Annotated in this window: 17 protein-coding genes; 8 read left to right on the top strand and 9 right to left on the bottom strand. The window is 75.4% G+C overall.

All coding sequences use genetic code 11. The features are described 5' to 3' along the window. Positions 1-118: 118 nt before the first annotated feature. The gene (locus tag ACFU74_RS18650; RefSeq protein WP_380757929.1) at positions 119-3,985 is read right to left on the bottom strand and encodes a tetratricopeptide repeat protein; all 3,867 of its coding nucleotides are present in this window, start codon (positions 3,983-3,985) and stop codon (positions 119-121) included. A 386-nt stretch (positions 3,986-4,371) separates the two neighbouring features. On the opposite strand from ACFU74_RS18650, the gene ACFU74_RS18645 reads away from it, so the two are divergent. Together ACFU74_RS18645 and ACFU74_RS18640 are read left to right on the top strand one after the other, a co-directional pair. Continuing rightward, on the top strand, positions 4,372-5,253 hold the full coding sequence (locus tag ACFU74_RS18645; protein ID WP_380757957.1) for a glutaminase: 882 nt from the start codon (positions 4,372-4,374) through the stop codon (positions 5,251-5,253). 192 nt (positions 5,254-5,445) lie between these two features. Continuing rightward, positions 5,446-6,516: a phosphatidylinositol-specific phospholipase C domain-containing protein gene (locus ACFU74_RS18640; protein ID WP_380757927.1), complete on the top strand. Its 1,071-nt coding sequence runs from the start codon at positions 5,446-5,448 to the stop codon at positions 6,514-6,516. A 116-nt stretch (positions 6,517-6,632) separates the two neighbouring features. On the opposite strand, the gene ACFU74_RS18635 is transcribed toward ACFU74_RS18640, so the two are convergent. Further along, positions 6,633-7,643 (bottom strand): GlxA family transcriptional regulator, encoded by a 1,011-nt coding sequence (locus tag ACFU74_RS18635; protein ID WP_380757924.1) that lies wholly within the window; start codon positions 7,641-7,643, stop codon positions 6,633-6,635. A gap of 157 nt (positions 7,644-7,800) precedes the next feature. Between ACFU74_RS18635 and ACFU74_RS18630 the strand changes: the two genes are divergently transcribed. The 3 genes from ACFU74_RS18630 to ACFU74_RS18620 all read left to right on the top strand — a co-directional run bounded on the left by ACFU74_RS18630 (position 7,801) and on the right by ACFU74_RS18620 (position 10,664). Further along, positions 7,801-8,628, top strand: a complete 828-nt coding sequence (locus ACFU74_RS18630) for a S1 family peptidase (protein ID WP_380757922.1) — start codon at positions 7,801-7,803, stop codon at positions 8,626-8,628. Positions 8,629-8,727: 99 nt separating this feature from the next. Then, positions 8,728-9,681: a GlxA family transcriptional regulator gene (locus ACFU74_RS18625; RefSeq protein ID WP_380757920.1), complete on the top strand. Its 954-nt coding sequence runs from the start codon at positions 8,728-8,730 to the stop codon at positions 9,679-9,681. A gap of 50 nt (positions 9,682-9,731) precedes the next feature. Continuing rightward, positions 9,732-10,664 carry a phosphotransferase family protein gene (locus ACFU74_RS18620; RefSeq protein WP_380757918.1) on the top strand — a complete coding sequence of 311 codons (933 nt, stop codon included), beginning with the start codon at positions 9,732-9,734 and terminating at the stop codon, positions 10,662-10,664. 21 nt (positions 10,665-10,685) lie between these two features. Here ACFU74_RS18620 and ACFU74_RS18615 read toward each other — a convergent pair whose 3' ends face one another. Continuing rightward, positions 10,686-11,249, bottom strand: coding sequence for a GNAT family N-acetyltransferase (locus ACFU74_RS18615; RefSeq protein WP_380757917.1), 564 nt, complete (start codon positions 11,247-11,249; stop codon positions 10,686-10,688). Positions 11,250-11,312: 63 nt separating this feature from the next. On the opposite strand from ACFU74_RS18615, the gene ACFU74_RS18610 reads away from it, so the two are divergent. Further along, positions 11,313-12,350, top strand: coding sequence for an LLM class flavin-dependent oxidoreductase (locus ACFU74_RS18610; protein WP_380757915.1), 1,038 nt, complete (start codon positions 11,313-11,315; stop codon positions 12,348-12,350). Between the two features lie 62 nt (positions 12,351-12,412). Here the strand turns inward: ACFU74_RS18610 and ACFU74_RS18605 are convergent, their stop codons facing one another. Then, the gene (locus ACFU74_RS18605) at positions 12,413-12,964 is read right to left on the bottom strand and encodes a CGNR zinc finger domain-containing protein (protein WP_380757913.1); all 552 of its coding nucleotides are present in this window, start codon (positions 12,962-12,964) and stop codon (positions 12,413-12,415) included. An 80-nt stretch (positions 12,965-13,044) separates the two neighbouring features. Here ACFU74_RS18605 and ACFU74_RS18600 point away from each other — a divergent pair, with 80 nt between their 5' ends. Next, complete coding sequence (locus tag ACFU74_RS18600) at positions 13,045-14,622, top strand: FAD-dependent monooxygenase (RefSeq protein ID WP_380757911.1); 1,578 nt, start codon at positions 13,045-13,047, stop codon at positions 14,620-14,622. An 18-nt stretch (positions 14,623-14,640) separates the two neighbouring features. Here ACFU74_RS18600 and ACFU74_RS18595 read toward each other — a convergent pair whose 3' ends face one another. Genes ACFU74_RS18595 through ACFU74_RS18580 form a run of 4 tightly spaced genes read right to left on the bottom strand, consistent with a single transcriptional unit; the run spans position 14,641 to position 17,940 of the window. Next, positions 14,641-15,483 carry a hypothetical protein gene (locus tag ACFU74_RS18595; RefSeq protein WP_380757909.1) on the bottom strand — a complete coding sequence of 281 codons (843 nt, stop codon included), beginning with the start codon at positions 15,481-15,483 and terminating at the stop codon, positions 14,641-14,643. After that, positions 15,480-16,262, bottom strand: coding sequence for a hypothetical protein (locus ACFU74_RS18590; protein ID WP_380757907.1), 783 nt, complete (start codon positions 16,260-16,262; stop codon positions 15,480-15,482). Before ACFU74_RS18590 ends, ACFU74_RS18595 begins: the two co-directional genes overlap by 4 nt. Then, entirely contained in the window at positions 16,259-17,041 is a 783-nt protein-coding gene (locus ACFU74_RS18585) for a hypothetical protein (protein WP_380757905.1), read from the bottom strand. The genes ACFU74_RS18590 and ACFU74_RS18585 overlap by 4 nt, the downstream gene beginning before the upstream one ends. Positions 17,042-17,091: 50 nt before the next feature. Then, complete coding sequence (locus ACFU74_RS18580) at positions 17,092-17,940, bottom strand: hypothetical protein (protein ID WP_380757903.1); 849 nt, start codon at positions 17,938-17,940, stop codon at positions 17,092-17,094. A gap of 339 nt (positions 17,941-18,279) precedes the next feature. Between ACFU74_RS18580 and ACFU74_RS18575 the strand changes: the two genes are divergently transcribed. Continuing rightward, positions 18,280-18,447, top strand: a complete 168-nt coding sequence (locus ACFU74_RS18575; RefSeq protein ID WP_380757900.1) for a hypothetical protein — start codon at positions 18,280-18,282, stop codon at positions 18,445-18,447. A gap of 86 nt (positions 18,448-18,533) precedes the next feature. On the opposite strand, the gene ACFU74_RS18570 is transcribed toward ACFU74_RS18575, so the two are convergent. Further along, positions 18,534-18,923 (bottom strand): DUF302 domain-containing protein, encoded by a 390-nt coding sequence (locus tag ACFU74_RS18570; protein ID WP_380757898.1) that lies wholly within the window; start codon positions 18,921-18,923, stop codon positions 18,534-18,536. Positions 18,924-19,186: the final 263 nt, after the last annotated feature.

The raw sequence follows: 19,186 nt of genomic DNA, 5'->3' as shown, positions 1-19,186 counted from the left end.
TCGTCGTGCTGCCGCCACACGGCAGACGGCGGTGGCCCGGCGGACGGACCGGCGACGCCTGCGGGCCCGACGGTTCCGGACGGGTCGTTCGGAGGGTGAGATCGGCGGGTGTGGCCGGTCAGCCGCCGACGTGGTCGCGGACGGCCTCGGGCAGGCGGCGGCCGGTGACCGAGCGCCAGGCCCGTTCCACGGCCCTGGGACCGAGGTCGCGGGCCAGGAGCCCGAGGTTGACCACGCTCGGCCAGGTCACGGGGTGCGGGAACTCCTCGAAGCAGGTGATGCTGCGGACCAGCCACTCCATCGCCTCGCGCGGGCGCCCCTGCTCCGCCGCGAACAGCCCGAACTGGCCGAATGTCCGCGCCAGGCCCGGGGTGTCGCCGATCCGGTGCGAGACGTCCAGCGCCTTGCGGTACCTGGCCTCGGCGTCCGCCGCCCGGCCGCCGGTCTGGGCGGTCAGGCCGAGCTGGTGGTAGCCGACCGAGACGCCCGCCTGGTCGCCCAGCTCCTCCCGGACCGCCAGCGCCCGCGAGTACCAGGTCTCCGCCCCGGCGAGGTCGCCGCGGCGGGCGGCGACCACGCCCAGCTGGTGCTGGCTGGCGGCGGTTCCGGGCCGGTCGCCGAGGTCCTGGCGGATCACCAGCGCCTTGCGGTGCCAGGACTCGGCCTCGTCGAGCCGCTCCTGCGCCGCCGCCAGGACGCCGAGCTGGTGGCAGCCGCGGGCGGTGTCGGGCAGGCTGCCGGACTCCTCGGCGAGGGCCAGCGCCTCCTCGGACCACTTCTCGGCCGCGGCGAGGCGTCCGAGTTCGGCGGCGACGGCGGCGAGCCGGTGGTGGAGGTCCGTAGCGAAGGGGCGGTCGGCGGACCGGTCGGCGGAGGCCAGGGCGCGCCCGAACCAGAGGTAGGCCTCCTCGAAGCCGCCCTGTTCCTGGGCCAGGACGCCGAGCTGGTGCCGGCAGACCGCCGCCCGCTGGGTCTCGCCCAGGCGCTCGAAGGCGTCGAGTGCCTCGCGGGTGCGCCGCTCGGCGTCGGCCGGACGGTCGAGGCGGTGGGCGATCACCGCCAGCTGGTGGTGGCCGATCGCGGTGCCGTGGGCGTCGCCGAGCCGCTCCAGGAGGGCGAGCGCGCGCAGGTACCACTGCTCGGCCTCGGCGAACTCGCCCCGGTCGACCACGATCCGGCCGAGCTGCTGGTAGCCGTCCGCGAGGTCGTCGAGCTGGTCGGCGTCCGGCTGCTGCCGGTCGACGGCGTGGTGGATCTCCCGCAGGGCCCGTTCGGCCTCCTCCGTGCGGCCCGCCCGCCCCAGGCGCCGGGCCTCGGCGCCGACCACGGACAGCCAGAGCGCGCCGGCCGGGGTGTCGGCCGCCGGCGGGGCGCCGTCGGGCGCCTCCACGGCGGTGCGCACCAGGTCGGTCCAGCCGCGCGCCTCGGTCTCCAGCCCGTGGGCGCTCCAGTAGGCGTGGAGCGGCCGGACGAGCGCCCGTGCCTGCGCCCACCCGCCGTCCTGGACGGCCAGGCCGAGCAGGGCGCCGATCGTCCGCCGTTGGAGGTCCAGCGCGGTCAGAGCGAACTCGGCGCTACCACCGAGAAGTTCACGGGTGAGCAGCAGGCAGAAGTTGACCTGGGCGGCGAGCAGCGCCTGCCCGGCGGCCGCGTGCTGCCCGGCGTACCCGGGCTCCTCCGCGCGCCACCTGGCGGTGAGGACGGCCGCGATCGCCGGGTGGACCCGGTAGGCGGTGCCGTGCGCGGCGGTGAGCAGGCCGAGGCCGGCCGCGCGTTCCAGCAGCCGCTGCCAGTCCTCGGTGCCGCGCTCCCGGAAGCGCTCGGGCGCGAGCGGCTGGCGGGAGAGGAGGGCGAGCACGGTTGCGTCGACGGTTCCGTGGAAGAGCGTGACGGCCGCCAGCGCCCGCCGCTCGGCGGCGGGGAGCCGGGCCAGCGCGTAGCCGGTGGCCACCGCGAAGGCCGTGAGCGCCGTGGCCGTCGCTGCCTCCGGCTCCGCTTCCGGCTGGGCCTCGGCCTCCGCCCGCAGGAGGGTGTCCAGGATGTGCCACGGTTCGTGGGCGTCGAACGAGGACAGCACGAGCCGCATGGTCAGCGGGTGCCCGTCCAGCCACTCCAGCAGTTGCCCGAACACCCGCAGCCCGCGCTTGCGGACGGTGTCGGGGTCGGGGGCGAGCAGGTGGTCGGCGTACGCGACGGCCTCGTCCGGGGCCAGGTGCGGCACCTCGATCCGCAGCGGGCCGGGGCCCAGCCAGGTCTCCGGCGTCCGGCTGGTGAGGACCACCGCGCTCCGCCCGCGCCCGGCCACGCGTTCGAGGAAGGCGCAGAGCTCGGCGCGGTCCTCCTCGGTCGGGGCGGGGGCGGCGCCGGCGGGGTCGTGCCCGGCGTGCAGGGACTCGACGCCGTCCCAGATCAGCAGCACGTCCCCGGCGGCGAGCGCGCCCTCGACGGCCTCCCGGCGGTCGGCCGGCGCGAGCGGGTCGAAGTCCTCGGCGTCGAGGAGCCGGTGACCGATCCGGTCGACCACCCCGGCCAGGCCGAGCGAGGCCACGCCCGGCTCGAAGGAGTGCAGGACCACCGACTCCGGTCCGTCCACCGCCCCGGTGTCCCGGCACCAGCGGCCGAAGGCCTTGGCCAGCTCGGTCTTGCCGACCCCGGCGGGCCCGTGCAGGACCACCACGCGGTGGAGCCGGGCTCCCGCGTCCAGGTCGAGCAGCAGCCCGTCCCGCCCGATGAACTCCCCGACGGCGCCGAGCCCCTCCAGCCCCTCCGGCCCCTCCAGCCCGTCCCGGGCATCCGCGACCGGCTCCGGGCGGTCGTCGGAGCGGACGGGCGGCCGGGCGTCCCGTCGGGTCCGCAGCCCGGGGAACGCCGGCTCGCTCCGGCGGTAGAGGGCCGGGACCGTCCAGTCGGCCAGCGGCAGCGGGCCCTTGGGGGAGGTGCGAAGGTCCTGCTCGGCGAGGCGCCGCCGGCCGGCCGCCACGGCCGAGGCGACCCGGTCACCGGAGCGCAGCCGCTCGTAGACGGTGCTCAGGAACTCGGCGGCGGCCGTTCCGGACAGGCCGTACGGCAGGGCGAGCACGGCGGCGGCGCCCTCCTGGAGCAGCCGGAGGGCCGCCGCGGCCTCGGGCTCTCCGGCCCGGTCCGCCGAGCGGCCGGTGCTCAGGACCACCACCGAGACCTCGGCCGCCGCCAGCAGCCGGGCGACGCGCCGGACCGGCACCGGCTCGGCGCCCCCGTCCGGCCGTTCGAACAGCAGCCCGCCGTGGAGCTCGTGCCCCAGCGCGGACCGCTCGGGGAGGACGCCGGGGCCGTCGAAGTGCACGATCTGGAACGGCCGGCCCTCCTCCCGGGCCTCGCGGAGCCGCTCGCCGAGGCCGGCGAGCGTCGGCGGGCGCAGCACCTCCAGCTCGACCGCGTCGCGTCCCGGTCCGAGCCGCCGGACCAGCGGGACGGCGACCGTCCGCGCAGCGGCGTCCGCGGCGGTGGGCACCAGCAGCACCCGCAGCCGCGAGCCGGGCGCTTCGGTGGCCGCGGCGAAGGGGTCGGCGTCCGACGGGCAGCGGATCAGCAGGACGTCGTCGAGCACCGGTGGCGCGAGGCGCCCAGGATCGGTCGTCAGTTCCCAGGGCAGCGCGAGCAGCGGCGCGGAGTCCGAGCGCAGTACGAGTTCCAGGGTGCCGCCACGGGCCCGCGCCCGCAGGTAGGCGTCGCGGGCGGGGCCGTCGCCGAACAGTGCGGAGAACATCCGCGCGCCCCAGTCCGGCAGCCGGCGGGCGAGGTGCGGGCCGCGTTCGCCGTAGGCGCCGAACGGGGTCCGGAGGTAGTCCTCCAGGTACCAGCGCAGGTTCTCCAGGGCCGAGTCGTCCAGGGGTCTGCGCAGCCATCCGGCGTCGACGGCGGAAGCCGGGGCCTCTGCACCCGGCGGCCACTCCGTCACGGACATCCGGCCGTCGGCGTGGAGGTCCAGCACCAGACGTTCGACCACAATCGCCCCCAGCGAGAGCGGGGCGGCCGGGCGGCCGTTCCGCTGCGGAGCACAGGGTAGCGGCGTCGCCACCGCGACCGGGCGCCCGGGTGCAACGTCGGGGTAACGATCCGTCAAAGCGCCGCGGGCCGAGGAACGGAGCGGAAGGGGCTCGACCGTTCCTCCGGGACCGTCCGGCCCGCCTCTCCGGCCCGCCTCTCCGGGCCGACACCCCGTCCGTCGGCCCCGGCCGCGGCCCGCGGGCCGGCGGCGACGACAATGGCGCGGTGGACCACTCGAACGACACGACCGGCACGAACCGCACGACCGGCACGACCGGCACGCACGACCTCAACAGCCCGAACGCCCCCGACGCGGTGGACCACCAGGCGCTGGTGCTCGACGCCATGGCGGCGGCCGTGCGCTCGCCGCTGCGCGGCCGGGTCGCCGACTACATCCCGGCACTCGCCGAGGCGGACCCGTCGGCGTTCGGGATGGCGATCGCCACCGTGGACGGCCGGGTCTTCGGCGCGGGGGACTGGCGGCAGCCGTTCTCCGTCCAGTCGGTCTCGAAGCTGTTCACCCTCGCCCTGGCGCTCGCCGAGGGCGGTGACGGCCTGTGGACCGGCGTCGGCCGCGAGCCCTCCGGAAACCCGTTCAACTCGCTGGTCCAACTGGAGTCCGAGCACGGCATCCCGCGCAACCCCTTCATCAACGCCGGCGCCCTCGTGGTGACCGACCGCCTGCTGGAGCTCACCGGCGACGCGGTCGGCGCCGTGCTGGACCTCCTGCGCGCGGAGTCCGGCGACCCGGCCGTCGACGTGAACCGCGCGGTGGCCGCCTCCGAGGCCGAGCACGGCCACCGCAACGCGGCGATGGCGCACTTCATGGCGAGCTACGGCAACCTCCGCAACCCGGTCGAGGACGTGCTCGCGCACTACTACGCGCACTGCGCGATCGAGGCCGACTGCCGGGACCTCGCGCTGGCCGGCCTCTTCCTCGCCCGCCACGGCCTGCGGGCCGACGGCTCGCGCCTGCTGTCGCGCAGCGAGGCCAAGCGGATCAACGCCGTGCTGCTGACCTGCGGCACCTACGACGCGGCGGGCGAGTTCGCCTACCGGGTGGGCCTGCCCGGCAAGAGCGGCGTCGGCGGCGGCGTGCTCGCGGTCCTGCCCGGCCGGGGCGCGGTCTGCACCTGGAGCCCGGGCCTGGACGCCGCCGGCAACTCGGTGCTCGGCGTCGCCGCCCTGGACGCCCTGACGACGGCCACCGGCTGGTCCGTGTTCTGACGCCGGCACGGCCGCGCCCGCCCCCCGGCCGGACCGGCGGTTCCTGCCGGTGACGGACCGGAAGCCGACGGTCACGGAGTTGTTATGTCCTCTTCACCGTGCCGACGGCCGGCCCGGTCATGCTCTGCACCGGCGGAAGCCACCGCCGAAGACGCGCCGGCCAGCAGGCGCACTCACAAGGGGATTGACACCGTGACCGTCCGCCGTACCCTCATCGGCACCCTCGCCGCCGGCCTGCTGCTCGCCGCAGCCGGCGCCGTCCTGCCCGTCGGCAGCACCGCGCAGGCCGCCGGCGACACCCCGGGCGAGCTCCCGTTCGCCTCCGCGACCACCGTCGGCCTGCACAACACCTACGACCCGGCCGCCTTCGGCTACCTCGCCCAGGGCCTGGACACCGGCACCGGCATGATCGAGCTGGACGCCTGGCCGAACGTCATCACCAAGGAGTGGAAGGTCAGCCACTCCAACCCGCTCGGCAACACCAACAACTGCGTCAGCGCCACCACGCCCGCCCAGCTCTACTCCGGCAGCGCCAACAGGAACCTGGACGCCTGCCTGGACGACGTGCGGATCTGGCTCGGCGCCCACCCCGGCGCGGGCCCGCTGGTGATCAAGCTGGAGCTCAAGCCGGGCTTCTCCGGGAACCTCGGCATGGGCCCCGCCCAGCTCGACGCCCTGATCGCCGCCCACCTGGGCTCCGCCGCGCTGCGCCCGGCCGACCTGCTCGCCAAGCCGGGCGGCGGTTCCCACCCGACCCTCGACGACGCCGTCCGCGCCGGCAACTGGCCGACCAGGTCGGCGCTGGCCGGCCGCGCCCTGGTCTACGTCATCCCCGGCACCGTCGAGCTGGACAACCCGTTCGACACCCTGCACACCGACGTCGAGTACGGCCGCCACCTGCGCGACCTGGCCGCGGCCGGCCGGATCGGCGAGGCCCGGATGTTCCCCACCGCGCTCGGCGCGGCGACCGGCGATCCGCGCACCCGGTACGGCGAGACCTCGATCCGCCCCTGGTTCGTGGTCTTCGACGGTGACGCCGCCACCTATGTGAACGGCGTCGACACCAGCTGGTACGACACCAACCACTACCTGCTGACGATGACCGACGCCCACAACGTCGCCCCCGCCATCAGCAACACCGACCCCACCGCCGACCAGGCCCGCACCCGCGCCGAACAGCTCGCCCGCGCCCACGCGACCGTCGTCTCCAGCGACTGGCGCAGGCTCCCCGGAGTCCAGTCCCTCGTCCTGCCGCGCGGCTGACCCCGGTTCACCCTCCCCTCCGCTCCGCGGTGCGGGCCACCGGTGCGCCGGGTGGCCCGCCCGTCCGCCCCGACGGCCCGACCCCGATGCCCGGGCCGGGCCGTCCGGTGTGCGGGTCAGCGGCGGTCCCCCTTCGGCGGTCCGTCCTCCGGCCGGGCCAGCGAGTCCACCATCGACCGGAACGCCGCCCGGTACACGCTCGGCGTCGTGCCCGTGTACCGCTGGAACTGGTGGCGGAGATTGGCCGGTGTGCCCAGACCCGTGCGGGCGGCGATCCGTGCCACTGGTTCGTCCCCGCGCTCCAGCAGGCGTTGCGCCCACTGGATCCGGACGCGCAGCAGGTACTGCAGCGGCGGCAGACCGGTCTCCGCCCGGAACCGGCGGCTCAGCCCCCGGACGGTCAGCCCCGCGTGGGCGGCGATCTCGTCCAGGGTCAGCGGCTGGTCGAGCCGGGTCTCCAGCCAGTCGAGGGTGGGGCCGAGGGTGTCGCCGGAGACCGCTGCGCCGGACACCGGTGCGTCGGGCCCCTCCCCGTGGTCGGCGGGCAGGTCCAGGAACAGTTGCCGCTCGGTCTCGACGCCCACCGCCTCCCCGTGGTCCAGGGTGATCAGCCGCAGGCAGAGGTCCACCCCGCCCAGCACCCCGGCGGCGGTGTGGAACGGTCCGTCCGCCACCACCTCCCCGTGCGGGTCCACCTCGATCCGGGGATGGCGCCGCGCCAGTTCGGCGGTCAGCCCGGGCACGGTCGTGGCCCGGCGGCCGTCCAGCAGCCCGGCGGCGGCCAGCGTGAACGTCCCCGCACCGAACGCCCCGATCCGGCACCCCCGGTCGGCCGCCGCCCGCAGCGTCCCGGCCACCTCGGGCGGCGGGCCGCCGGGTTGCTCCGGGTGGCCCGGTACCAGGACCGTGTCGGCCTCCGACAGCCCCTCCAGGCCGTCCAGGCCCCACGGCGTCGCCAGGCCGAAGGACGACGGCCCGCCGGTCGACCGGAACCCCGGCGCGGCGCAGAGCCGCACCTCGTACGAGACCCACGGATGGCAGCGGTCGGCGGTGCCGAAGCAGAGGGCCGGCGTGGTGACGTGATGCCCGGGCACCCCGTCGAGCAGCAGGGCGGCGATCACAGGCATGTCCAGAATTTAGCCCATGACGACATCGCCGCCGCTGTCGGTCCCGGGAGCGGCGGCGAAGGATGGGACGTACCGACGCCGCAGGTCAACGGCCCTCCGGCGCCGGTTCCACCATCCCGGGGGTGCCCGCGCACGCCCGTCAACGAATGGAGCACCCGTGTCCCGAAACGCCTCCCGGTCCCGCCGCGCGGCGCGCGCCACCACCGTCGCCCTCGCCGCCGCGGCCTGTGTCGCGACCCTGACCGGACCCGCCGGGGCGATCGTCAACGGCCGCACGGCCACCGAGCGGTACCCCTTCATGGCCTCGATCCCGATGACCGTCCCCGACGCCGGACTCGACGACGGCGTGTGCGGCGCGGCCCTGATCCACCCCCGCTGGGTGCTCACCGCCGCGCACTGCATGGACACCTCGCTGGTGCGCCCCGACGGCATCGTGCGCATCGCCTCCGACAAGCGCACCAGCGGCGGCACCGTGCGCGGCATCGAGCGGACCGTCACCCACCCCGGCTACACGCTGGGCGCGGCGGCCGGGGCGAACCAGGACGACCTCGCGCTCGTCCGCCTCGACCGCGCCGCGCCGCAGAAGCCGATCCCGATCGCCGACCGGGCGGGCGCCCCGGGCACCCCGACCAGGCTGCTGGGCTTCGGCACCACCGCCGACACCACCGACATCACCAAGGCCGCCTTCGCGAAGCGCCTGCGGCAGCTCGACACCCGCATCGGCGACGTCAACGAGTGCGCGCCGGGGCGGGCCGGCCTGTCCCGGCTCTGCACGGTCAGCCCGGTTCCCGGCGCGATGGCCTGCATCGGCGACTCCGGCGGCCCGCAGATCCAGCACGGCCGGGGCGGCCGCTGGGAGCTGGTCGGGACCACCTCCGGGGACGGCGACACCGACCCGACCTGCTCGACCGGTCCCGGGCTCTACACCAACGTGCCCGCCTACGCGGACTGGATCCGGGCCACGCTGCGGGCGTACGGCGACTGACCGCGCGCCGGCCTGGCGCACCGCGCACCGGCGCACCGCGCCGGCGGTGCGCCGGGCCCTCGTTCCTGCCCGCTCCCACCCTCGGACTACGCTGCCACCATGCCCGTGATCGCCGTCCTCGCCCTCGACGGCCTGCCCGGCCACCACCTCACCACCCCCGGACTCGTCTTCGGCTCCGCTGCCCGCGAACACCCCGGCGTCGCCTACGACGTCCGGCTCTGTGCCGCCGGCGGCCCCGGCACCGTCCGCCTCGACGCGACCGTCCCCGCGGACGCCGTGCTCCCGTACGGCCTCGCCGACGCGGCCGGGGCCGACGTCCTCCTGCTGCCCGCCCACCGCGACCCGGGCGTCCGCCCGGCGCCCGCGCTGCTCGACACGCTCCGCGCGGCCGCCGCCCGCGGCGCCCGGATCGGGGCCTGCGGCGCGGGCGTGCTCACCCTCGCCGCGACCGGTCTGCTGGACGGCCGACGGGCGACCACCGCCTGGCGCCACACCGGGGAACTCGCCCGCCGGTACCCCCGCGTCGAGGTCGATCCCGGCGGCACGCTGGTCGCCGACGGCCCCTTCCGCACCTCCGGCGGGGTGTTCGGCGGAATGGACGTCTGCCTGCGCCTGCTGGCCGAGGACCACGGCGAGCGGATCGCCGACCGGACCTGCCGGGAACTGCTCAGCCCGCTGGTGGTGCACGCCGAACGGGTGGCCGAGGTCATCGACCGCACCCTCGCCGACAGCAGCGGCCTCGACGCGACCCTGGAGTGGCTGGAGCGCAGCCTCCACCTGCCGCTCGCCCCCGCCGACATCGCCGCCCACGCGGGTGTCAGCGTCAGCAGCCTCAACCGGCGCTTCCTGGCCCGCACCGGTCTCAGTGCGCCGCGCTACCTGCTCCGCCTGCGCCTCAAGCGTGCCCGGGAGCTGCTGGAGCGGACCGACGAGCCGGTCGAGGCGATCGCCGCCCGCACCGGCTTCGCGTCCCCCGCCGCCCTCCGCCCGCACTTCGCCCGCCTCACCGGCACCACCCCGCGCACCTACCGCGCCCGCCACCGGCCGCGCTGACGCCGGAAACCCGTTTGCGGCCCCGCCGCAGGGCTCCTAGCCTTCCCGGCATGCTGCCTATGGTCGAGACCGACGAACAGTGGGACACCGTCCTGTCCGACGAGGCGGTCATGCGCCCCGGGGCGGCGGACCTCTGCGCCCGGCTGGGGCTGGGCGGGCGCCCGCTGGAGCGCTTCGCAGAGGGCTCGCAGCCGGTGTACGCGGTCGGCGACACGCACGTGCTCAAGCTCTATCCCAAGGCCTCCGCCGAGGACGGCGTCACCGAGGCCCGGGTGCTCGCCCACCTCGACGGGCGGCTGCCGGTGCCGACACCCGCGCTGTACGACGCCGGCGAGTACGAGAACGGCTGGCGGTACGTGCTGATGTCCCGGCTGCGCGGGGTGGAACTCGTCCCGGCCTGGGCCGGGCTGACGGCCGGTGACCGGGAGCGGATCGCCACCGAGGCCGGGCAGGCCCTGGCGGCGCTGCACGCGCTCGATCCGGGGCCGCTCGCCGACGTGCTCGGCCCCGGCGACTGGGGCGCCTTCACCGACCGCCGGCGCGCCGCAGCCGTCGGACGCCAGCGCGAGCGCGGCCTGCCGGAGGCCTGGCTGGAGCGGATACCCGGCTTCCTGGACGCCGCCGTGCTGCCGCGCGAGCCGGGAGGCGTGCTGCTGCACACCGAGTTCATGCGCCGCCACCTGCTGCTCGACCGGGCCGGCGGACGGCTGTCCGGGCTGTTCGACTTCGAGCCCGCGGTGATCGGCGACCCGGACTACGACTTCGTCGGCGTCGGCGTCTTCGTCACCAGGGCCGAACCCGGCCTGATGGCACGGTTCGCGGCCGGGTACGGCCGCGCCGTCGACCCCCGCGCGGCCATGGCGTACACGCTGCTGCACGTCTACAGCAACCTGCCCTGGTACCTGCGGGAGGTGCCGCCGCCCCAGGGAACGGACAGCCTGGAGGCCCTCGCCGAGCACTGGTTCGGTCTCGGCCTCGATTGACGGGTCGGGCGGCGAACCGGTTCAGGCCCCCGTGGCGGCGTCCGCCGGCTCCGGCTCGTCGGTCCACTCCGAGGCCAGCAGCCCGAGTACCACCTCGTCCTCGAACGCCCCGCACACCCAGGCGGCCCGGCGCAGCGTGCCCTCGACCACGAACCCCGCCCCCGTGGCGGCCTTGAGCATCGGCAGGTTGTCGGCGAGCGTGTCGACCTGGAGCCGGTGCAGCCCGCGCACCGTGAACCCGTAGCGGCAGAGCAGCCGCACGATGTCGCCGCCCAGACCGCGCCCGCGGAACCCCGGTCGCAGTGCCAGTCCGAGGTGGGCGTGCCGCTGGTGGGCGTCGATGCCCCACAGCAGCGCCTCCCCGGCCAGCTCGCCGGAGGACCGTTCCACCACCGAGAAGAAGGCGGCCTTGTCGTCGCCCGCTCCCACGGTGAACGGGGACTGCGGGGAGTCGGGTGCAAGGGGGCTCCACGGACGGGTGTCGGCCCTGGTGCGGGTGGCGACGTCGTCGTAGAGCTCGGTGTGGAGCACCGGGACGTCACTGTCGTGGCGGGCCCGGAGCACGATGCGGGAGGTGGATAGCATGTCACATTGCTATCAGCGGCGGGCTCGCGCCCGCAATCGGATTTCCGCCCGGCACCGGCGGGAATGACCGCGCCGCGGTCGGCGGTTGGCACCGACGTGACCACCGCGCCCGCCCTCCGCCTCTCCGTACTGGACCGCTCCCGCACCCGTCGGGGGGAGGAGCCCGCCCAGGCGCTGCGGGACACCGTCGCGTTCGCGGTGGAGGCCGAACGGCTCGGCTACCACCGGTTCTGGGTCTCCGAGCACCACGGCGTGCCGGGGGTGGCCGGCTCGGCGCCGACGGTGCTGGCCGCCGCCGTGGCCGCCGCGACCTCCCGGATCCGGGTGGGCACCGGCGGGGTGATGCTCCCCAACCACCAGCCCCTGGTCGTCGCCGAGCAGTTCGGCGTCCTCGCGGCGCTGTTCCCGGGCCGGATCGACATGGGCCTGGGCCGTTCGGTGGGCTTCACGGACGGCGTGCGCCGGGCCCTGGGGCGGGAGAAGGACGCCGCGGACCGCTTCCCCGAGCAGCTCGCCGAACTGCTCTCCTGGTTCGACCCCGCCGCACGCGGCCCCGGGGGCGTGCACGCCCGCCCCGCCGAGGGCCTGGACGTCCCCGCGTTCGTGCTGGCCACCGGCGCGGGCGCGGACGTCGCCGCAGGGGCGGGCCTCCCGCTGGTGATCGCGGCGGCGCGCGGCGAGGAGGCGATGCAGGCGGCGATCGACCGCTACCGGGCGCGCTTCCGCCCCTCCGCCCGGGCCGAGCGGCCCTATGTGGTCGTCTCCGGGACGGTCGCCGTCGCGCCGACCGAGGAGCGGGCCCGCGCGCTGCTCGTGCCGGAGGCCTGGTCGACCGCCCACAGCCGCACCCACGGGGAGTTCTCCCCGCTCGAACCCGTCGACGAGGTCCTGGCCCGGCCGATGACCCCGCGTGAGCGCACCGCGTTCGAACAGTCCCTCGACGGCCACCTCGCGGGCACCCCCGAACGGGCCGCCGCGGACCTCGCGGCACTCATGGAGCGCACCGGCGCCGACGAGTTCCTGCTGACCACCAGCACCTACGACCGGGCGGAGCTGCTGACCTCCTACCGCCTGCTCGCCGAGGCCGCCGGGCTGGTCTGAGGCGGGCCCGTCACCCCTCGGAGGACCGTCACCCTCGAAGGCCAGTCACCGTCGGAGGCCAGTCACCCCTCGGCGGCCCGGTGCGCCTGTGCCCGGTGCGCGGCGACCCTGACCCGGGTGGCGCAGCGCGGGGTGCAGTAGCGCTGCGGCGTGCGGCGGCCGGTGTCCACGAAGAACCGCTCGCAGCCGGGCGCCGCGCACCGCCCCCAGGCGCACCGCCCGCGTTCGCTCAGCCAGAGACCGAGGGCGAGTGCGGCCGTCGACAGCAGCCAGTGGGTGAGGCCGGCGGCCGGGGGCGCCTCGGTGTGCAGCGACCAGGGCCGGCCGGGCAGTCGCACCAGCCTGGGCCGGGCGGGGTGGCGGTCGAGCAGCGCGTTGATCTGCTCGGCGGCGTCGTCCGGGTCACCGGTGCCCAGCAGGCGGACGAGCGGGGCGGCGGCCTCCCGGAGTTCGCGGGCGTCGGCGTCGGTCAGCCGGAACGGCGGCCCTTGGTGGCGTTCCAGGAGTGCCTGGAGTTCGGCGGCCCCCGCCTCGGGGTCCTGCCGCACGGTGTTGGCGAGTTCGGCGACGAAGAGCAGCCCGCGCGGATTTCCGCCCTGGAGGTCGTCGGTCATGCGTCCGTCCCTTCCGATGATGTCGACACCCCATGGTAACGTCGAAATCAGAGTTGAGCGTTACGACCCGAGGGGGCAGCATGCGGTCATGGCCGAGGAGGACGTCCGTCCTGGTGGTGGGAGGAGGCCCGGTCGGCCTGACGCTCTCGCTGCTGCTCTCCGGGTACGGCGTGCGCCACCTGCTGGTCGAGGCCCACCCCGGGACATCCCGCCACCCCAAGGCCCGCGGCGTCTCGGCCCGCTCCGCCGAGATCCTCCGGCGGCTGGGGCTCGAAGCGGATCTCCGGCGGGCCGGACTGCCGCCCTCGCACGTCCACTTCTACCGGGGCCGCGACCTCGTCGACCCGGACTTCGTCCGCACCGGCGTCGCGGCCGACCCCCGGCCGGGCGCCGAGCGCACCCCCTCCCCGGGACTGATCTGCTCGCAGGACGCCCTGGAGGCCGTCCTGCTGCGACACGCCCGGGACCGCGAGCCCGCGGACATCCGGTTCCACACCCGGCTGCTCTCCTTCACCCAGGACGAGGACGGCGTGCGCGCCGAACTGGAGGACCGTGGCACCGGCGAACGGCACACCGTGCACGCCGACCGGCTGATCGGCTGCGACGGCGCGGCGAGCACCGTGCGCACCGGCGCCGGCATCGCCATGGAGGGCCCGACCGGCCTCGGACACTTCCTCAGCATCCGCTTCGAGGCCCCGCTCGGCGAGGTCGTGGCTGACCGGGCCAGCGCCTCCTACTTCCTCACCGCCCCGGGCCGCGGCGGCTTCCTGGCGGTCGACAACGACCGGCACTGGGTCTACCAGCACCCCTACGACCCCGCGCACGACGACCCCGACGCGCTCACCACCGACCACCGGGCACTCGTTCGCCTGGTCCGCGACGCCGCCGGCCTGCCCGCACTCGACGTCACCGTCCGCGACACCATGACCTGGCGGATGGACGCCCGCCTCGCCGCCGGCTACCGCCGCTCCCGGGTGCTGATCGCGGGCGACGCGGCCCACACGGTGCCGCCGACCGGCGGCCACGGCATGAACACCGGCATCGGCGACGCCGACAACCTCGCCTGGAAGCTCGCCGCCGTGCTCGACGGCCGCGCCGGCGAGCGTCTGCTGGACACCTACGAGGACGAACGCCGCCCCCTCGCCCGCCAGGTCATCGACCTCTCACTGGCCAACTCCCGGGCCCGCGCCGGCTACCGGATCGACGACGAACTGCTGCTCACCGCCGTCTACCGGTCGACCGCCGTCCTCACCGAACCCGGCACCCCGGTCCCTCCGCCCCTCGACCCGGCCTGCGAGCACCGGGCCGCCGTCCCCGGCGGCCGCCTCCCGCACCTCCGCCTGGACGGGCCCCTCGGTGGGGCCTCCACCCTGGACCTCGTCGGCCCCGGCTTCACCCTCCTCGCACCTGACCCCGCCTGGCACCGCCAGACCGCCACCGCCACCGAGGCGGGCCTCCCCGTCACCGCGCGCGCCCTCCCGGTCGACGGGCCACGGTGGACGCACCTGTCCGGCCTCCCCGCCACCGGAGCCCTCCTCGCCCGACCCGACGGCCACCTCGCCTGGCGTGCCGCAAAGCCGCCCGCCGAGGACACCGGACTGCTCGGCGTGCTGCGCCGGCTCCTGTCGGCGGAGCACACCGAGCCGCCCCGGCGGTGATGCCGGGGCGGCGCGGGCTCAGGCCAGCAGGTCGGACTGGAGCGTCACCACCTGCTGGAAGGCGGCGGCTCGGACGCCGGCGGGATTGGTCATCGTGACGACGCCCACGAGGTCGCCGGCGGCCAGGTACGCCTGCCGGTAGGCCGGTTCGGCATCGGGCCTGGCGGAAGGGGTCTCCCGGACCGCGAGGTCGACGGTGTCCGGTGTGCCCCAGGCCGGGGGCGTGACCAGCTTGAGGCCGTCGACGTCCTTCGGCTCGACGTGGTCACGGAATGCGGAGAACACCGGCCGGGCCTCCTGGTACGACCCGAAGGCGAGCAACTGGATCCGGGTCCGGGTGCCGTCGGCGGCGGTCCACTCGCGAACGGTGGCGGCCCGGCAGGCGTACATGAGCAGGAGTGCACGCATCTTCGCGGGCTCCTTCTGGTCGGCGGCCACGCCCTGGCAGTCGACCCAGTCGGCGCCGGCGCTCGCGGTCGGTGCCGGGAGGGCGGCCGGAGTGAGGGAACCGCCGGCCTCCAGGGGCGCGGGGAGAAGCAGCCGCCGCAGGTCCGCCGCGTGCCGACGGTTGTCCTCCTTCGGGATGGCCTTGCCGGAGGGCAGCGGCGGCAGGACGAGAGCGGGGAAGGTGTAGCGCCCGTCGTGCTTGGTGGCCAGACCCGGCAGGTCGGTGCGGTCCGGCACGGTGACCGCGAGCGCACTCCCCGTCCCGGCCAGCGCGCACACCACGGCGGCGGCGCCCCACCGCAGCACGGCCTTGCGGCGCCGGGTCCGGTGGGCGGCCTGGTCCTCGTCGGTCGATGCTCCGGGGCCGGCGACCGGGACGTCCGGCACTGAGGGGCTGTCGCTGCTGTCGGTCATGCGGAGGCTCCCGGGCGGGCGAGGCGGTCGAGCTGCTGGGTCAGGAGGTTGACGATCTTGTCCTTGGGCAGGGGAGCCACGCCCTCGGCGGTCAGCACCACCAGGAGGTCCCCCTCGGCGGCCGAGCACTCCATGCGGTCGATCGGAGCGGACGGCGGCGCGGGCATCAGGTAGCAGTGCGCCTCGGGGTGGCCGGGAACGGCCGGGCCGAGGCGGAAGAGCCCGGTGTCGCCCGCGAACACGGCGGTGTACTCGTTCATCTTCTGCACCTCCTGCTGGTTGAACTGGTGCAGTCGGATCCCGAGAACGACCGTCTGGTTACGGTAGGTGCGCACACCGGCGGCCTTGACGTGCAGGTCCTCCCAGAACCGGCGGAGCTTGTCCTGTTGCTCCTTGGGCACGGGGACGAGGTCGTCGTCGATCTCGGCGGACAGTTGGTCGGCCGTCAGTTCGGCGTCGTTGCCGTAGTTGCCGTCGTCCGGACCGGGCCCGTAGCCGTCGGGCATCGGCAGCAGCAGGTCGCGCAGTGATCCGAAGTGGTTGCCGTTCGACTTCGCACCGAACGGTGTGGTGCTGGCGGCCGGGGAAGGGCTCGTCACGGCCGCAGCGGTGGCAGCGGTGGCGGTTGTGGCGGTGTCGTCGAACCGGACTTCGACGATGCCGACCCCGATGCCCACGCCGACCAGGGCGGCCGCCACGGTCGCACCCCCGGCGCGCAGGAGACGGCGGGAGGTGCCCGATGAGGGGTCCGACTGGAGGGTTTCGGTGCTGTCGCTCATACCAGCCGCTCCCACTGCTGCTTGGCGAGGTCCTTCACGACCTCGGCTTCCACCGGTTCCGTGCCGTAGACCCTGACCTCCATCCGCACGGTGCCGCGCTGTGCGACCGCGGCACCCGTGTAGTACTGGATCGTCGTTTCGGGCCAGTAGGAGGGCTGAGGGTCGACCTGATAGCCGCCGTTGGCCTCGGCACTGAACGGCTGCAGGACGTACCGCTGCACTGCGGCGGAGTTGGCGTTGTCGGCCGAGTACTGCGTCAGGGAGACACGGACCCTCAGATCGCCCTGCGTCCAGTTGATCTGCGCAGCGCGTCGGAACCCGCCGTTGTTCAGCGTGTTGAACGCGCTGACCGTTCCGGCGCTCTGCTCGGCGAGCTCGCCGACCGTGATCCAACTCGGCGTGTCCGGGTAGCCGTCCCACGGCTTGCTGCCGCTCGGGGCGGTGATCAGCAGCTTCCGCAGGTCGCCGTCGATGGCGAGCGGCGAGGGTGCGGACGCGGCGGCGACGGCCGGGTCGAGCACCTCGGAGGGGTAGGTCGGCAGCGCCACCTGGACCGGCGGCAGCGGCGTCGGGGGCCGGCCGGCCTGGACGGCGTAGCCGATGCCGCCGCCGGCGGCGGTTCCGAGCACCAGCCCGGAGACCAGCAGCAGCACCGGGCGCGGCCGGCGCGGACGCCGGGCGGGCGCCGGGGCGGCGGCGGGGTCGGCGGCGGGAGGGGGCGGGGGTGGGGCCGACGGCGGCCCGTCGACGGGCGGCGGCACCACGGGTTCGGTGGTCACGGGGGACTCCAAAGGAAGGAAGGGGAGCGAGGAGGGGGCCGGTCGCGCGCTCAGCGGCCGGTGGTCAGCCAGTCGCGCTGGCGCTTCATCAGCTCGCTCAGCAGGGCCTTGTCCGGGGTGCCCTTCACCTCGACGTCGACCGTGTAGTGCACGTCGCCCTGGGTGGAGATGCCGGTCATCGAGCCGGTGTAGGCCTCCTGCTCGGGCCTGTCGATGTACCCGCGGGCGCCGGGGTCGCCGGTGACCTCGATCGAGGGGAGGTCCCTGGTGTCGTTCTTGGCGAAGAACTCCGCCTGCGCGGCGCTGGTGAAGCGCAGCAGGGTGACGGTGACCTCGGCCTTTCCGTCGGCCGTTCGGTAGACCCGGGTGGCGGCGTCCTTGTAGCCGAGTTGATGGAGGATGGCCATGATGTCCGTGCCGTCGTCGGACTCCTCGGCCATGTCCTCGTCGGTCAACGGCATGCCGTCGGCCGGGCCGTAGGACTCGCCGCCCGCGGGGATCGGGAGCAGGAAGTACCGCAGGTCGCCGTCGTGCCGGCCGCCGCTGACGGTGCCCCGGACGGTGCTCCTCGGCGCCGGCTCGGGCGCGGGCGGCGGGGTGGTCGGCGCGGGAGCGGCGGACGCCGAGGGCGAAGCGGTCGGGCTCGGGCTCGCCGCCGGTGCGGCCGTCACGGCGGCCGTGGCCGGCCGGCTCTCCGGCTTGCCGACGGCCACCGTCACGGCGGCGCTGGTCGCGGTGACGGCGAGCAGGCCCGCGGTGGCCAGCGCCACGGCGACGGCGCGCGGCAGCTTCCGCCGCGCGGCCGGCGGGGTGGGTGCACCGGGAGCGGGTTCGGGTGCGGTGGTGGGTTCGGTGCCGGGGCCGGACCCGGCGGGCGGCACGTGATCGTGCGCGGACAAGGGATTCCCCCAGGGAAAGGTCAGGATGTGTGCGCACGGGCCTCTCGCGGGCACTCACGGCGGCTCTCACAGCCGCCCGTCGCGCGTCTGGCTGGAATTATGAGAGCGCGCCCGTCCCGCCGCCAACAAGATCAATCACCGCACTCCATCCCAAGGTCCGACCAATGGGACACGCCGTGATCGAACCGAAATCGATCAGCCCCCGCGCCTGTCGGCACCTCCGGTGCGCGCGTGATCCGCATGGGGGCGATTCGCCCGCTTCATCCGGAAAAATACCCCCGCCGGTATAGTGGAAGCGAGGGAGAAGCCCTCTCTTCCCCGGATGCGAGGAGTCCTGTGATGTGCCGACGTACGACGTGCCGGAGCTGCGGCAAGGCCACCTACGCGGGGTGCGGCATGCACGTCGACCAGGTGCTGGCCGGAGTCCCCAAGGCCGACCGCTGCGGCTGCGACCGCGACGCGCGGAAGGGCGGCGGCCTCCTCGCGAGGATCTTCGGCCGCCGCTGAACGTGCGGAGACCGCCGATCGGGCCGTGCCGGAGATCCCGGCACGGCCCGATCCGTGTGCGCCGACGAGGAACGGCGGTCCGTACCTCAGCCGGAGAGTGCGGCCAGCGCCGCGCGCAGCCGGGCGGCCGCCTCGTCGGCGACGGCCTCCAGTGCCGGCTGCCCGCTGATCCGGACCATCAGCTGCGGGTCCATCGCCTCGACGACCGTGCGTCCGCCGTCCGCGCGGACCACGACGTTGCACGGCAGCAGCAGTCCGATGTGCCGGTCGGCCTGGAGGGCGCGGTGGGCGAGCGGCGGGTTGCAGGCGCCGAGGATCAGGTAGTCCTCGATCTCCTCGCCGATCTTGGCCCGCAGGGTCGCGCGGACGTCGATCTCGGTGAGGATGCCGAAGCCCTGTCCGGCGAGCGCGGCGCGGACCCGTTCGACGGTCTCGGCGAAGGGCAGGTCGAGGGTGACGGGGATGCCGTAGTCCATGGAGTGCTCCATTCCTGGTGAGGGGTGGTGGCCGGGTGCCGGCGACGCGGCGCGCCGCCGGCCGCGACCGTGTGCCGGCGCATGCCCCCGCCCACGATCCTGGACCCGGCCCGGTCGAAGGCGCGGGAGGCGGCGCCCGGCCGCGCCGTGCGCGTTCCCGCCCGGCTCAGAAAGTGTTGGGTAATCGGGTGATCACTCGTTCTTGAGGTCGTCGGCGAGGCGGCGGGCTGCTTCGGTCTCGATGGGGCCGCGGGGTTCGATCG

The sequence above is a fragment of the Kitasatospora sp. NPDC057500 genome (assembly GCF_042802195.1).
Taxonomy (GTDB): domain Bacteria; phylum Actinomycetota; class Actinomycetes; order Streptomycetales; family Streptomycetaceae; genus Kitasatospora.
Note: the sequence above shows the minus strand (reverse complement) of the source record. Positions and strands in the feature narration are given on the sequence as shown.